This window comes from Novosphingobium sp. FG90, from assembly GCF_057808725.1.
Genome location: NZ_JBMDIO010000010.1, coordinates 104,288 through 118,595, shown reverse-complemented (window position 1 = coordinate 118,595; position 14,308 = coordinate 104,288). Strand labels below are relative to the sequence as shown.

Genomic DNA, 14,308 nt, shown 5'->3' with positions numbered 1-14,308 from the left:
TCCTACCTTCCCAGTGAACCGGCCATTTCCCTGGCCACGGTGACGTCGTCGAATGGCAGGACGCGGACATTGTCCCCGCTGCCGATGATCTGCCCCTGTTCGTGCCCCTTGCCGGCGATGAGGACGACGTCCCCCGCACCGGCCTCGGCGACGGCAAGACGAATCGCCTCGCGCCTGTCGCCCACTTCCCGCGCACCCTCTTCCATTCCGGTGAGGATCATCGCCCGGATGGTCGCCGGGTCTTCCCCGCGCGGATTGTCGTCGGTGACGATGGCGAGGTCTGCCCCCGCGCTCGCCACTTTGCCCATTTCCGGGCGCTTGCCCTGATCCCGATCGCCGCCCGCGCCGAACACGGCGATGAGCCTGCCAGTCACATGCGGCCGCAGCGCCGCGATGGCGGCTTCCAGCGCGTCGGGCGTATGCGCGTAATCGACGTAGATCGGCGCGCCGTTCGTGTTCAGGCCCGCCCGCTCGATCCGCCCACGCACGGTGACGAGGCGCTTCATCGCATCGAACGTCGCGTCGGCATCGCCGCCGCTGGCGATCACCAGACCTGCAGCGACAAGCGAGTTGGCGGCCTGATAAGCGCCGATCAGCGGCAGGTCGATCTTGCGGACCTTGCCCGCATATTCGATCTGCAGCGTCTGGCCCAGGCTCGTAGGCGTGCGCTTGACGAGGCGGATCGCTTCACCCTTCTCGCCCACGGTGAATAGCGTGAGGCCGCGCGCCTTCGCATGCTCGATCGCCTTGTCTGACCACACATCGTCGGCCCAGACGACCGCCGTGCCGCCGTCAACCACGACTTCGTCGAACAGACGCATCTTCGCGGCGAAGTACTCGTCCATCGTCGCATGATAGTCGAGGTGATCGCGGCTGAGATTGGTGAAGGCGCCCGCCACGACGCGCGGCCCCTCGATGCGGAACTGCGACAGGCCGTGGCTCGACGCCTCGTAAGCGACATGCGTGACGCCCTCGCGCGCCAGACCAGAAAGGTTGGCGAGGAATGTCGCGATGTCAGGCGTGGTCAGGCCGGTGGAGACGGTTTCGTCCCCCGTTGTCACACCCAACGTGCCGATCGAGGCGGCGCGTTCGCCCGCCATGCGCCAGAGCTGGCGCGTCAGTTCGACGGTGGAGGTCTTGCCGTTGGTGCCGGTCACCGCCACCAGCGTTTCGGGCACCGGCGCGAAGAACGGCGCGGCCAGCTGCGCGAAGAGGCGGCGCGGTTCCTCGGCAGCGAAATGGATCGCGCCTTCGACCACGGCGTCGGGATGTGCGACGATCGCCACCGCGCCCGCCTTCACGGCGGCGTCGATGAAGTCCTCGCCGTTGAACTTGGTGCCGCGAAATGCGCCGAACACGGTGCCCGGTGCGACCTTGCGGCTGTCGATCGCGAAGCCGGTGACGTTGGCGTCGCCGTCAATCACAGGCAGTCCGGCTGCAGCACAAAGGGTCGAGAGCTTCATTCTCCGTCGCTCCCCTGCGGCACCAGCGGCCGCAGATCGGTAGTGTCGATATCGCGGGTCTCGTCGGGCATGACGCCCAGCAAAGGCCCGATGCGCGGCACCACGCGCTGGATCACCGGAGCGGCGTTCCAAGCAGCCGTGCGCTGGTACGAGGTGGCGGCAGTGCCCTGCGGCTCGTCCATCATGGCGATGACGACGTAGCGCGGCTTGTCCATCGGGAAGGCCGAGGCGAACGTCGCGATCAGCGAGTGGTGGCGATAGCCGCCCACGCCCGGCTTCTCGGCCGATCCGGTCTTGCCGCCGACGCGGAAGCCCGGGGCGTCCGCCTTGCGGCCGGTGCCGTACTGCACGATCATGCGTAGCAACTGGCGTACACGGGCGCTGGTGGCGGCGGTGAATACGCGGCGACCGGCGGGAATGTCGGAAGGCGCCAGCTTCTTCAGAGTGGCCGGGCGCCACACACCGCCGTTGACCAGCGCTGCATAGGCCGAGGCCAGATGGAGCGGCGTCACCGCGATGCCGTGGCCGTAGGCCACCGTCATCGTGCGCAAACGCGGCCACTCACCGCGCGGCCAAATCGGGAAGCCCTTCGCGGGCAGTTCCACGTAAGGCCGCTGGTTCATGCCCAGCGCTTCCATCGTCTTCTTGAGACGCACGCCGCCCAGTTCGTCGGCGATGCGCGCGGTGACGGTGTTGGACGAATGGATCAGCGTTTCCGGCACGTTCAGCGAGGCGCCGTAGTTGTGCAGGTCGTGGATCGTGAAGCGGCCGACGTGCAGCGGCGTCGCGGGCCACTGCTTGCCCATATCGGTCACGACGCCCGCGTCGAGCGCGGCGGCGACGGTGATCGGCTTGAAGGTGGAACCCAGTTCGTAGACCTGGTTGGTCACGCGGTTGAAGCCGTGCGGCACATCGCCGTTGCGCGCTTCCTCGGCGGAGATGACCATGTCGGTCGGCTTCACGTGGTTCGGGTCGAACGAGGGCAGCGAGGCCAGCGCGAGGATTTCGCCGCTGTCCACATCCAGCACCACGCCCGCTGCGCCCTTGGCGGCGCTGAGTTGCATCGCGCGGGCCAATTCGTCCTCGAGTGCGCTCTGCACGCGGAAGTCGATCGACAGCGTCGCGTGGCCGGTGCGGCCTTCATGGCTGATGAGCTGGTCGTTGAAGGCCTCCTCCATGCCGACCTTGCCCTTGCCGTAGCTGTCGACATAGCCGAGCACGTGCGCCGCCATCGATCCCTGCGGATAGAAGCGCGTCGCCTCCAGCGGGAATTCCAGCGCAGGCTCGCCCAGTGCGTGCACCTTGTTGGCGTCCTCGGGCATCAGCGACTTGCGCAGATAGGCGGGCTTGCCCGCCCGCAGTTTGGCGAGGATTTCGTCGCGGTCGAGATCGGGGAAGATGCGCAGGAGACCGGCCGTCACTTCCTCGGGCGAGTGGATCAGTGCCGACCCTTCGGTCATGGCCTTGGGGTTGTACCAGAGCGAATAGACACGGAAATCGCGGGCCAGCGGCACCCCGTTGCGATCGACGATGTCGCCGCGCGCCGGGATCAGAATGTCGGCAAGATCACCCTGCCGGGGCGTCACGCCGGTAAAGCCGAGATAGACGATGCGGAAGATCGCCAGTACCGTCACCAGCACGAAGACGCCAAGAATCCACAGGCTGCGCATCTTCGCCACCAGCAGCGAGCGCTGGCGAACGTTCACCAGACGGCGACGGCCGACGGAAACGGTAGTGGGGATCGTCCCGAGGGGAAACGCCGGGGCGTTCACTGCTGGGCAGCCTCCGCGACCTCGATACGGGCAAGGCGCTTGCCCAACGCGGCTGCGTCACGCGCAATGGCCTCGCGTTCCGGGTCGCGAGATCCGGTTCCTGCCTTCGGCGCTTCGGTAATGGCAGCCGCCGTCGCCCCCGCGACAGGCGAAACCATCGCAAGCAGGGAACCGCTTTCCCCGCCATTTGCCACTTTGCCCTCTCCCGAGCCGCCATTGGGCATTTCGGCATTGGCATAGCGGATCGGCGCGGGCGCGCCCGGGCCTGCCGGAACGCCGAGCGCGGCAAGCTGGCGCTCGCCCTCGATGTACTGCCCGGCAGTCGGTGCCTTGTAGCCGAACTCCAGGTCGTTCAGGTCACGCAGCGCCTGCTGGTTGGAGCGGGTCTGGAACTCGGTCTGGAGGAAGTCGATGTCACGCTTGACCCAGACGATCTTCTTGTCGGTATCGTGGACCTGGCTCTTCACCGCATTGACGCGCAGCGTCAGGCCCACGGTCATCGCGCCGCAGACAACGAGTACGGAGACCCAGCCGATCGATCGGATCCGATCACTGGTGAGGTTCATGCGACTTTCCTTCGGCCGGGGGCGCCATAAGGCTCGGGTGAGTTGGGATGCCTGGGGGGGCTGTCGGTGCGGACGGCGCTGCGCAGCGTGGCGGAGCGCGACCGCGGGTTGATTTCGAGCTCTGCCTCGCTTGGACGCACGCCCTTCGACACCTTTGCGAAAGGGGCGGGCGCGCTGACGGCCTGAGGCAGGTGGCGCGAAATGGACTGGGACACGCTGCTGGCATCGCGCAGGAAACGCTTCACCTTGCGGTCCTCGAGGCTGTGGAACGTCACCACCGCCAGCCGCCCGCCGCCCTGCAGCAGCGTCTCGGACGCTTCCAGCGCCGCGTCCAGTTCGTCCAGTTCGCCGTTGACGTGGATGCGGATCGCCTGGAACGTGCGGATCGCCGGGTCCTTGGGCGCATTGCTGCCCTTGTAGGCAGGGTTATAGCCCAGTGCCTTGCGCACCACGCGGGCGAGGTCACCGGTCGTCTCCAGCGGCCGCGCGGCGACGATGGCGCGGGCGAGACGGCGCGACTGGCGTTCCTCACCGTAGAGGTAGAGCACGTCGGCGATCTGCGCCTCGTCCGCTTCGTTGACGAAGTCGGCGGCAGACATGCCGTCCTGGCTCATGCGCATGTCGAGCGGGCCGTCAGAACCGAACGCGAACCCGCGCCCCGCCTGATCGAGCTGCATCGAGGACACGCCGATGTCCATCACCACGCCGTCAACCTTGTCGACCCCCACATCTCCAAGGCCTTCGACCATTTCGGAGAAGCGGCGGGCGTGCAACACGAGGCGCGGCGGATTGCTGGCGAGTTCGGGCCATTTCCCCGGATCGTTTTGCACAGCGGCGATCGCATCGGGATCACGGTCGAATGCATGGACGATTGCGCCTTCGTCGAGCAGGCGGCGGGTATAGCCACCGGCACCCAGCGTCGCGTCAACGATGAGGTCGCCGCCCCGGGGGTTCAGGGCGGCGACCACCTCCTCAAGGAGCACGGGGATATGGGGCTGGTCAGGACTGCTCACGATTTCTTTGCCTTCGCGGTTTCGGCTTCCTGCAGCGAACGGCAGGTGGCGATGACGGCCTCGAAAGCGGGGTCTTCGGCGTGCTTGTAGAGTTCCTCGGGGTTCCAGATCAGGATGCCGCCACGGCCGATGCCCTGGAAGAACAGCTGGTCGCCCACCGCCGCAAGCCCGGCAAGCGCTTCAGGCATCGTGAAACGGCCGCTGCCGTCGAACGGCACCTGCTGGAAGTTGTAGAGCTGCATCGCGCGGCTATCGCGGTTGAACGGCTTGCCGGCGGCGTCTGCACGCGCCTGCTCGGCATCCAGCTGCGCTTCGAAATCATCCATGCGGGACAGGCCGAAGCCGACAAGGCACTTCCATTCGGCGTGCTTGGCAAGGCACAGCACGTCCTTGCCGCTTGAATCCCGGACCGGCGAGCGAAGCTCCTTGGGCAGCACGAAGCGGTTCTTGTCGCGCAGAAGCGAGAAGCCCGGTCCGCTGTAAATGTATGGCTGCCCCGCCATGACTGTCCGAAATCGCCCCAAAGTTGCCGTCCCGGAACATGAAGACCCCCTCACCCGGCGACGCATGCGCGCCGGTTTCCGTGACCCAAGGCGGGCACGGCAGGAATCAGCCTTTCCGATTGACAGTGGTTCTATATCGGGAATGTCGGGGATTAAAGGGAAATGTGGGGATCAGGGGGCACTTTTGCGCCGGAACGCGGGATTTGCGGTGAATTGTGACCGAGGATACCAAGGAAATCCTTGCTCGCAGTACGATAAATATCGTTATAAATCAGCGATTATGTAGTGATTTTTCGCCTTTCCCGCATGATCCCCGACTTTTCGCACACCATCCCCGGACTTCCCGCTGGAAGCTTACTTGAGCAATCGCTGCAAAAGGCCGCTCAAAATCCGGCGCCGTTGCGCCAGATCGGCCGATTTCTCAGGGTTATCGAGCAATGCCGCATCAGCCAGAGCGAGAATGCGGCCTTTCCCGGATGTGCAGTCTGCGATGAGATCCCGACTCTCGATTCGGCAGTTGGCGGCCACATCCCCGGCTTTCCCCACGGCGCCCCCGGATTTCCCGGCCCCGGATTTCCCCAAAACCTGAAAGCGCCCCGGCAGGTTGACGGGGATACCGTTCTCCCACCGCTCGCCGGCGTCCTGCGTGTCGTCGAACAGGAGTTCCAGACCCCACCGTCCGAGGATAGGCGAGAGCATCGCCATGTCCTGCGGCCGACGGGGATCGCCGGGGCCGAACAGGGAATGAGCAGTAAGCATGGGGTCCGCGAAAAGCAGCACCCGCCCTCCCCCGCGCACCCAGGCATCGAGCGCGACGTTCTCCTGCGCGGTCAGCGGACGCGGTTGGGCAAGGACAACCACCCCATTAGACGGAAGGGGCAGGACGCCTTGCGCGTTCGCGAGAGTATCGAGCGGCACGACGCGCCCCTGCGCGCGCAACGCCTCGAGCACCCAGTGCGGCGCGGCATCGTCGGCAAGGAAGCCGCGAATGTCCTCGCTCTCGCCCCAGGCGATCGGCAGGCTCGAATAGAGACCGATGATCTCCTGCCCCGGCGGAGCGCCGGCGCCGCCCTGACCACAGGCGCCCACGAGCAGCGAAACCGCGAACGAGGTTGCTGTCCGCCATCCCATCAACCGAAAACCCTCTCGTCGTCACGAGCGTAGCGAAGCAACCCGGGGCGGCTTACGCGGCCCTTGACTGCTTCGCTACGCTCGTGACGACGATAAAACCGATATCTCAGGGCGCGGTCTGCGCCGAGGGATCACCGGTCATCTCCATGCCAGGAGTGGGAGAAGTCGACGCGGTGGGGGTCGGTGTCGGGCTGGGATCCGCTGCGGGGACCACGCCGATGTCGGCAAGCGGGTCGCTGGCTGTCTTGGTCGGCTTGGCATCGACGACAACCACTTCCTGAATCGGATCGGCCGAGTCGGTCAGCCGGATCCGGTCGCGAATGACATTGGCTAGACCGACGATCAACAGCATCGCGCACAGCCCGAACAGGCCGATCTGCAGCCGGTAGACGGCCTGCGACCTCAGTTCACGCGCGGTGGGCGGCGCGAAGTGCTGCGCCGTCTGCAAAGGTTCCAGAATTGTATGCGACTCGATCATATAGGCGGACGATTTCCTGCCGTGTGTGACAGGTTTACATCACCTCGCCAGCCAAGGGAAGACCGGCAGGCTTTTCGATTCCAGCCATTCCGCGTTGTACAGAGAGGACAGGTAGCGAAAGCCCGTATCGCACAGGATCGTCGCGACACGCGGGTCCTCTCGCCCCTCCTCGACCAGCTTGCGGCCAAGCGCCACTGCGCCCGCCACGTTGATGCCCGATGACAAGCCGAGGCACAGCCCTTCCTCGCTCAGCAGGCGACGGACCCATTCAAGGCCTTCCTCGTCGGAGATGCGGAACTGGGTGTCGATCGGCGCGCCTTCGAGGTTGGCGGTGATGCGACCCTGGCCGATGCCCTCGGCGACGGAATTGCCTTCCGCCTTGAGCTCGCCGTTGGCGTAGTAGTTGTAGAGCGCCGCACCGTGCGGGTCGGTGAGGGCGACGACGATGTTCTCGTCGAAGGCCTTCAGGCCCATGCCGGTCCCGGCGATGGTGCCGCCGGTGCCCGCCGCGCACGTGAAGCCGTCGATCCGGCCTCCCATCTGCTCCCAGATTTCCGGCGCCGTCGATTCGATGTGGGCCTTGCGGTTGGCGATGTTGTCGAACTGGTTGGCCCAGATCGCGCCTTCGGTCTCCTCGGCCAGACGGCGCGAGGTGTGGACGAAGTGACCGGGGTTCGAGAACGGCGCGGCGGGGACCAGCACCAGTTCGGCGCCAAGCGCACGCAGGGTGTCCATCTTCTCGCGCGATTGCGTCTCGGGCATGACGATGACCGTCCGGTAACCGAGCGCATTGGCGACCAGCGCAAGACCGATGCCGGTATTGCCCGCCGTACCTTCGACGATGGTGCCGCCCGGCTGGAGCAGGCCCTTTTCCTCGGCATCGCGCACGATCCACAGGGCCGCGCGATCCTTCACCGAGGCACCGGGGTTGGCGAATTCGCACTTGCCCCAGATTTCGCAGCCGGCAGCCTCGCTCGGCCCTTCGAGGAGCACCAGCGGAGTATTGCCGATCAGGTCGAGCGTGGATGAACGGGGTTGCGGGGCAGTGGGCAGTGTCGCGGTCATGGCGCGACAGTTAGGAAGCCGAAGCGGCGGGCGCAAATGTTTTGCGCCCATGCCCCGCAATTTACCCTCAGTCTTCAGGTGCGATGGTGACGCGCAGGCCTTCGAGTTCCGCCGTCACCGGAACCTGGCACGACAGGCGCGAGGTTTCGTTGCGGTGGTCGGAGCTATCGAGCAGGTCGTTCTCGTCCTCGCTCATGGCCGGCAGTTTGTCGGCGAAGGCAGGGTCGATGAAGACATGGCAGGTCGCGCACGAGCAGCAGCCGCCGCACAGGGCGAGGAGTTCGTCGAAACCATCGTCGCGGATCACTTCCATGAGGGTGCGGCCCTCGGCAGCGTCAACGGACTTCTCTTCACCAGCATGATTGACGACGATGATCTGCGGCATGGCTCTCGATTCCTCTTGTGATACACCCTGTATCGTAATTGTCTTGGTATGCGCACTTGCCGCAGGCTGCTAAAGGCTGCAACCCTCTTTTGCAAGGTAGCGTAAATCATGGGTTTGACGGCAGACGAACTATGCTTTGGCCTCGATGCCATCGCCCGGAAAGAGCCGGCTATCGCCCGCGCGATCGAAATAGCAGGCTACCCCGAACCGCGCATCCGCGCGACGGGATACGCGACGCTGCTGCGCACGATCGTCGGCCAGCAGGTGAGCGTCGCCGCAGCCGCGTCGGTCTGGAACCGGCTGGAGGCTCTCCTGGGTGAGACGATGGCGCCCGAAGCGCTGCTCGCAGCGGAATTCGACGCGCTGCGCGGCTGCGGCCTGTCGCGCCAGAAGCAGGGCTACGCGCGCTCGCTGTGTGAACTGGTCATCGCCGGATGCCTCGACTTCGACAACCTGCCTGCGGACGACGAGGAGGCGATCGCACTGCTCGTCCAGATCAAGGGCATCGGGCGATGGTCGGCGGAAATCTACCTGCTGTTCGCCGAAGGTCGCCCCGACATATGGCCGGCTGGCGATCTCGCGGTGCAGGTGGGGCTGGGGAAGCTGCTTGGTCTGGAGGATCGACCCAGCGAAAAGCAGACCCGGGAACTCGCCGAAAGCTGGCGGCCGCATCGCGGCGCGGCGGCGATCTTCACCTGGCACTGCTACAACAATCCGGCGCTGTGACGCCGTAAGCTCGAACGAAGCGGGGCGGGCATCGCACTGCCCGCCCCGCACACCGTCAGATGCCGTCGACGGCCTTGCTGACCATGATGTTCACGGCAACGCGGCGGTTCTGCGCCTTGCCTTCTTCGGTGGTGTTGTCGGCGACCGGATCGGCCATCGACATGCCGGTCGGCGTCAGCATGCGGTAGGGCTTCCAGTGGCAAGCCTGCTGCAGGTAGTTCACGACCGCGCTGGCGCGCTTCTCGCTGAGCACCTGGTTGACTTCCTCGGGACCGGTCGAGTCCGTGTACCCGACGACCAGCAGCAGCGCATTGTCCATGCCTTCGGCCTGGGTCGCTGCCTGGCAAAGGTTGGCCTTGGCTTCCGGCGACAGCTTCGACTTGCCGGTATCGAAGTTCACGTTCGTCGTGCCCTTGATGTTGTACTTGTCGATGTCGCCCATGCGGGCCTTCAGACCTTCAGTAGCGGCTTCGTTAGAAGCGAAGCGCTGGTCGGTGCCGTTGTGGATCATCTTGGCGGTCTTGAAGTCCTTGCCCTTCAGATCGATCTTGCTGGCGAGCAACGTACCGCCACCCTGCAGCGTCTCCACCTCGACCGGAATGCCGTTGAGCAGCGAAGTCGCGGCGATGCGGCTGCCGCCCAGACCCAGGAAGCCGCTGCTGGCCTTGATCTTTGTGGCGTCGTTGATGGTCACAACCGTCTTGGTGCCGTCGTCCGAGGTGATCTGCATACGGTCACCGCTACGTGCGGAAATGATGCCCTTTACTTGCGGCCCCTTGATCATTTCGGGGCTCGTGTCGGTAACCTGCACCGCGAGATCGGAATCCTGCCCGCTCTGGCTCTGCGCCGAAACGCTGACCGACGCTGCGCCGCCCACCAGGGCAGCCATCAGGAGAACTCGGGGGCTCTTGGAAATGACACTCATTGCGTTACTCCTTCAAACACGACCATTCGGGCCTGCGGGGTCGCAGCTTTTTCGTCTGGCAGCCAAGCGCTTGAAGGCGCGTCGGGTTGCCCGAACCCGTCCATTAAGCTTCGTAAGATGTGCGGCGGAGCTGCACCTGAACACCATGGACCACCTGCGTGTTCAGATTCACCTTGCGGGCAGATGAACGCGCGCCGCAACAGCAGCGCGAGGCCGGTAATTGGAGAGCATCGTGCGACGAACCGTTGTCGACTTGCCCAAACAAGCATCCGATCGTGCCTGCGGACTATCGGCTACTATATCCGGCAGCCGTTGCTTCATGGGTTCGCCCGCCGATTCCGCGAGTAACGAACCTGCTCACCATTATATTTTTTTCTTCATCACGCAACCTTTTGGATTTTCACGAATAGTGCAGCATCGTCTGGTCCTGCATACAAAATCGACAGCATTGATGCTCAGCTGCCCGATATGCGGGGCAGCCTGATGCAAGGGAAACGCCCTCGCGTGTTCACGCAATGCTCTCGATGAAGCGCGCCATTGCGACGTCCCGCTCGCTCAGGCCGTCGACGTCGTGAGTCGTCAGCGTCACGCGCACCGTAGAGTAGACGTTGAACCATTCGGGATGGTGGTCCGCCTTGTCTGCATAAAGTGCGACGCGGGTCATGAAGCCGAAGGCCTCGTTGAAATCGGCGAACTTCAATTCGGCCTCGAAGGCCCGTCCGTCGGCCCGCAGGCTCCAGCGCGGCAGTTCGGCAAGCGCAGCATCGCGCTGGGCATCGGTGAGGCGGACTATAGCCATTTCGGTCTCCTTGGCAGCCCGCAGCGTTTCCCCTAAGGCTCCGGCCCATGCAAGGGGCAGCAGTCAGCGCAACCGATCTCGCGTGCCGTCGCGGCGACAGGATGCTGTTCGCCGGGCTCTCGCTGGCACTTGGCGCTGGCGAGGCGCTGCAGGTCGCGGGTCACAACGGCATCGGCAAATCGAGCCTGCTGCGCATTCTCGCCGGGCTGGCCCCCGCGTTCGAGGGAACCATCGCGGTGGAAGGCACCGTCGGCCTGCTCGACGAACGTCCCGCGCTCGATCCTGCGTTGCCGCTGGGGCGTGCGCTCGACTTCTGGCAGCGGCTGGACGGCACGGACCACCGGACGGACGGCGACATGGGCGGCACAGCCCACATCAAGCGACTGGGCCTTGCCGCGCTGCTCGACGTGCCGGTGCGCTATCTCTCGACCGGCCAGAAGAAGCGCGCCGCGTTCGCCCGGCTGCTGGGCCAGGGTGCGAAAGTGTGGCTGCTCGACGAGCCGCTCAACGGCCTTGACGGCCATGCCGTCGAACTGGCCGAGGCCATCACGGCGCAGCATTGTGCGGCGGGAGGCGTGGCAGTGATCGCCTCGCACCAGCCATTCCGCCTGCCCGCCCTGCGCACGCTCCACCTCTCGGAGTTCGCCGCATGAGCCGCGTCATGGCCCTGCTTCGCCGCGACCTTGCGCGCCTTTTGCTGGGCGGACGAGGAGGCGGCGCGCTGCTGCCGGTACTGTTTTTCCTTTCGGTGGCAATGCTCTATCCCTTCGCGGTCGGGCCGGATGCGCCGCTGCTGGCGAGAACCGGCGGAGGGGTGATCTGGGTCGCCGCCCTGCTCGCCGCGATCCTGCCGCTAGACCGGCTGGTGGAGCCCGACATCGAACAGGGCATGTTCGACCAGTGGGCCTTGCGCGGCATCTCGGAGGAAATGGTGATCGCGGTGCGCGTGGCGGCGCACTGGCTGAGTTTCGGACCGCCGCTAATGCTGGCCACCCTGCCCGCCGCCGCGCTGCTGGGGCTCGATGGCCATAGCTTGCGCATCGTCGAGATCGGACTGCTCGCCGGCACACCGGGCCTCGCCGCGCTGGGCGTGACGGTGGCGGCGCTGACCTCGGGCCTGCGCGGCGGCGCGGCGCTTTCAGGACTGCTGGTGATCCCGATGGCGGTGCCGGTCCTGATCTTCGGCGCCGGCAGCCTCGGTGTCGGAGGAGAGAGCGGCCTGGCCCTGACGGCAGCGGCAAGCCTCGTCCTCATCGCCATCGCGCCCTTCGCAGGCGGCGCTGCGGTCAGGGCCTCGCGCGGCTGAGCCATCCCGGCGGCGGCATCCCGCCATCGAAATCGCCGCAGCGTTTGGCGCTACCGCCATCCCGCGCATAGTGTCCCCGAAGAACCGGCCGCGCCGGACGGGGAGAGCGCCATGGAACCAGCTACCGACCTCATGGCCGCAGCGCAAAGCGCGACCGGCCTCTCCGATTTCGGCGACGACGGCTTTCGCGAGGGTCTCGAACGGCTGGTAACGGCGCTGAATGCCGAGGCACGGCTGAATGCGGTGGGCGAGCATGCGCTACGCGACCGCATCCTCCTGCACTTGCGCCAGCGGCTGATGGTGGAGGACTGGTATCGCCGCCATCCCGAGATCGCGGAGGAGGACGTTCGCGCGCCACTGTTCGGCGTGAGCCTGCCGCGCACGGGCTCCTCGGCGCTATCCTACCTGCTCTCCAGCGATCCGGGCGTTCGCTATCTGCGCGTCTGGGAGAGTTCCCAGCCCTGCCCGCCGCCGTCTACGGTCGATGGCCCTGACCCGCGCCGGGGTGCCAGCGCCAGCGCCGCCGACGAGACGCTCAAGGGCGGAAGCCGCACACCGAGCGGGATCGACGGCGCCATGGAGTGCCAGGACCTGATGGCCCTCGATTTCCGCAGCCAGATATTCCAGGCCTTCGCGCAAGTGCCCAGCTACTCGCAATGGCTGCTGGAGACGGCACCCAACGGCACTTACCAGTACCACAAGCGCGTATTGAAGCTGCTGCAGTGGGGTGAACCCGCTCGACCATGGCGCCTCAAGGCGCCCACGCACATGCTGTACCTCGATGCGCTCGATGCGGCCTATCCCGATGCGCGCTTCGTGATGACGCATCGCGATCCGACCGACGTGATGCTCTCGGTCGCGACGGTCTATGCCGACATCATCGGCAAGTTCACCGACCACGTCGACCATGCCTACATCGGCGACCTCAACGTGCGCTGCTGGTCGGAAGCGATGACCCGCGCCATCGCGTTCCGGGATGCGGGCAACGATCATCGCTTCTTCGACATCGGCTTCACCGCCATGCAGGCCGACCCGCTCGGTGAGGTCCGCCGCCTCTACGGCTGGCTGGGCGAGGAAGTTTCGCCCGCCTTCGAACAGGCGATGGCCGCATGGTGGCGGAGCAACACCGCCACCGAGCGCATGGCCAAACCCGACCCCGCGCGCTTCGGCCTCGACCCGCAGGCCGTGCGTGCCCGCTTCACCGAATATCTTGACCACATGGGCCGATGGGCCGCTTGATACGAGGAACCCGAATGCCCGAACCGATCACCGGCAAGTACGATTTCGACGCTGACGCGCGCATGGCGCAGACTGTGACGAACGGCCCCCGCTACGCTCCGCTGCGGCTGGAGGAGGTCAGCCCCGAAGGCATGGAGCAGGTCCAGGTCATCCGCGCCGCGTTCTCCATCCCGGATAGCCGCCCTTTCCCCGACGTCAGCCTCATCACCTTGCGCCATCCCGGCATGTTCAAGGGCCAGATGGTGCTGGGCATCGAGCTGGCGAAAGGCGCGATCCCGGGCCGCGACCGCGAACTGGCGGTGCTGCGCCTGGCGTGGCTTGCCCGCGCGCCGTTCGAATGGAGCGAACACGTCGATATCGGCAAGGCCTTCGGCCTCACGCCGGAGGAAATCGAGCGCGTGCTGGAAGGCTCCGCGGCGCCCGGCTGGACCGAGCACGAATCGGCGATCCTGCGCGGTGTGGAGGAACTGGTCGCCGATCACTGCATGAGCGATTCGACCTGGGACACGCTGGCGAAAAGCTGGGACGAGACGCAGATGCTGGAATTCCCGCTGCTCGTCGGGTCCTACCTGATGACGGCGCTCCAGCAGAATTCGCTGAAGATCCAGCCCAAAGGCGGCTTCGACTACCGCTGATTCGCCTGTGGGCGATGCTGTGGATAAAGGTCGGATAATCGGAGCATAATCGATTCGTCATCCCGGCACAGGCCGGGACCGCCGGCCACACCAAGCCCACCCAGCATAAAAGTGCCCTGCGCGACAGTTCGCGCCTGAAGACCGACAGCGGTCCCGGCCTGCGCCGGGATGACGGTATTTGGGGACCATTCCGCCGAACATTTGCCGGAATTTCGCAGATTTCCGGCCTTTTCGCCGCCTCCATGACCCTGGAGAAAAGACGGCCGGGGCGGGCAAGGCAAGGAGCCGCCCCGGCCAAGGTC

At 65.7% G+C, this 14,308-nt stretch carries 16 protein-coding genes; 5 read left to right on the top strand and 11 right to left on the bottom strand.

Annotated elements, in window-relative coordinates; all coding sequences use genetic code 11:
* Positions 1–2 precede the first annotated feature (2 nt).
* The 9 genes from ACODRZ_RS11665 to ACODRZ_RS11625 all read right to left on the bottom strand — a co-directional run bounded on the left by ACODRZ_RS11665 (position 3) and on the right by ACODRZ_RS11625 (position 8,376).
* A complete protein-coding gene (locus ACODRZ_RS11665; protein ID WP_488970230.1) occupies positions 3–1,463 on the bottom strand; it encodes a UDP-N-acetylmuramoyl-L-alanyl-D-glutamate--2,6-diaminopimelate ligase in 1,461 nt (486 codons plus the stop codon).
* Complete coding sequence (locus ACODRZ_RS11660; protein WP_488970231.1) at positions 1,460–3,235, bottom strand: peptidoglycan D,D-transpeptidase FtsI family protein; 1,776 nt, start codon at positions 3,233–3,235, stop codon at positions 1,460–1,462. Before ACODRZ_RS11660 ends, ACODRZ_RS11665 begins: the two co-directional genes overlap by 4 nt.
* Positions 3,232–3,801, bottom strand: coding sequence for a hypothetical protein (locus tag ACODRZ_RS11655; protein WP_488970232.1), 570 nt, complete (start codon positions 3,799–3,801; stop codon positions 3,232–3,234). The genes ACODRZ_RS11660 and ACODRZ_RS11655 overlap by 4 nt, the downstream gene beginning before the upstream one ends.
* Positions 3,798–4,814 (bottom strand): 16S rRNA (cytosine(1402)-N(4))-methyltransferase RsmH, encoded by a 1,017-nt coding sequence (rsmH, locus tag ACODRZ_RS11650; protein WP_488970233.1) that lies wholly within the window; start codon positions 4,812–4,814, stop codon positions 3,798–3,800. The genes ACODRZ_RS11655 and rsmH overlap by 4 nt, the downstream gene beginning before the upstream one ends.
* Positions 4,811–5,317 (bottom strand): division/cell wall cluster transcriptional repressor MraZ, encoded by a 507-nt coding sequence (locus ACODRZ_RS11645; protein ID WP_488970234.1) that lies wholly within the window; start codon positions 5,315–5,317, stop codon positions 4,811–4,813. Before ACODRZ_RS11645 ends, rsmH begins: the two co-directional genes overlap by 4 nt.
* 354 nt (positions 5,318–5,671) lie before the next feature.
* Positions 5,672–6,448 carry a motility-associated ABC transporter substrate-binding family protein gene (locus ACODRZ_RS11640; RefSeq protein WP_488970379.1) on the bottom strand — a complete coding sequence of 259 codons (777 nt, stop codon included), beginning with the start codon at positions 6,446–6,448 and terminating at the stop codon, positions 5,672–5,674.
* A 106-nt stretch (positions 6,449–6,554) separates the two neighbouring features.
* Complete coding sequence (locus tag ACODRZ_RS11635; RefSeq protein WP_488970235.1) at positions 6,555–6,926, bottom strand: hypothetical protein; 372 nt, start codon at positions 6,924–6,926, stop codon at positions 6,555–6,557.
* A gap of 39 nt (positions 6,927–6,965) precedes the next feature.
* The gene (locus tag ACODRZ_RS11630; protein WP_488970236.1) at positions 6,966–7,991 is read right to left on the bottom strand and encodes a cysteine synthase A; all 1,026 of its coding nucleotides are present in this window, start codon (positions 7,989–7,991) and stop codon (positions 6,966–6,968) included.
* Between the two features lie 67 nt (positions 7,992–8,058).
* Positions 8,059–8,376: a 2Fe-2S iron-sulfur cluster-binding protein gene (locus ACODRZ_RS11625; RefSeq protein ID WP_488970237.1), complete on the bottom strand. Its 318-nt coding sequence runs from the start codon at positions 8,374–8,376 to the stop codon at positions 8,059–8,061.
* A gap of 108 nt (positions 8,377–8,484) precedes the next feature.
* Between ACODRZ_RS11625 and ACODRZ_RS11620 the strand changes: the two genes are divergently transcribed.
* Positions 8,485–9,102, top strand: a complete 618-nt coding sequence (locus ACODRZ_RS11620) for a DNA-3-methyladenine glycosylase family protein (RefSeq protein ID WP_488970238.1) — start codon at positions 8,485–8,487, stop codon at positions 9,100–9,102.
* A gap of 55 nt (positions 9,103–9,157) precedes the next feature.
* Here the strand turns inward: ACODRZ_RS11620 and ACODRZ_RS11615 are convergent, their stop codons facing one another.
* Together ACODRZ_RS11615 and ACODRZ_RS11610 are read right to left on the bottom strand one after the other, a co-directional pair.
* The gene (locus ACODRZ_RS11615) at positions 9,158–10,027 is read right to left on the bottom strand and encodes an OmpA family protein (protein WP_488970239.1); all 870 of its coding nucleotides are present in this window, start codon (positions 10,025–10,027) and stop codon (positions 9,158–9,160) included.
* Positions 10,028–10,535: 508 nt separating this feature from the next.
* Positions 10,536–10,826, bottom strand: coding sequence for a 4a-hydroxytetrahydrobiopterin dehydratase (locus ACODRZ_RS11610; RefSeq protein ID WP_488970240.1), 291 nt, complete (start codon positions 10,824–10,826; stop codon positions 10,536–10,538).
* 47 nt (positions 10,827–10,873) lie between these two features.
* Between ACODRZ_RS11610 and ccmA the strand changes: the two genes are divergently transcribed.
* The 4 genes from ccmA (at position 10,874) to ACODRZ_RS11590 (ending at position 14,006) form a co-directional block, all read left to right on the top strand.
* The gene (gene ccmA, locus ACODRZ_RS11605) at positions 10,874–11,479 is read left to right on the top strand and encodes a heme ABC exporter ATP-binding protein CcmA (RefSeq protein WP_488970241.1); all 606 of its coding nucleotides are present in this window, start codon (positions 10,874–10,876) and stop codon (positions 11,477–11,479) included.
* Positions 11,476–12,132: a heme exporter protein CcmB gene (locus tag ACODRZ_RS11600; RefSeq protein WP_488970242.1), complete on the top strand. Its 657-nt coding sequence runs from the start codon at positions 11,476–11,478 to the stop codon at positions 12,130–12,132. Before ccmA ends, ACODRZ_RS11600 begins: the two co-directional genes overlap by 4 nt.
* A 111-nt stretch (positions 12,133–12,243) precedes the next feature.
* Complete coding sequence (locus ACODRZ_RS11595; protein ID WP_488970243.1) at positions 12,244–13,371, top strand: sulfotransferase family protein; 1,128 nt, start codon at positions 12,244–12,246, stop codon at positions 13,369–13,371.
* Positions 13,372–13,385: 14 nt separating this feature from the next.
* Positions 13,386–14,006, top strand: a complete 621-nt coding sequence (locus ACODRZ_RS11590; protein WP_488970244.1) for a carboxymuconolactone decarboxylase family protein — start codon at positions 13,386–13,388, stop codon at positions 14,004–14,006.
* Positions 14,007–14,308: the final 302 nt, after the last annotated feature.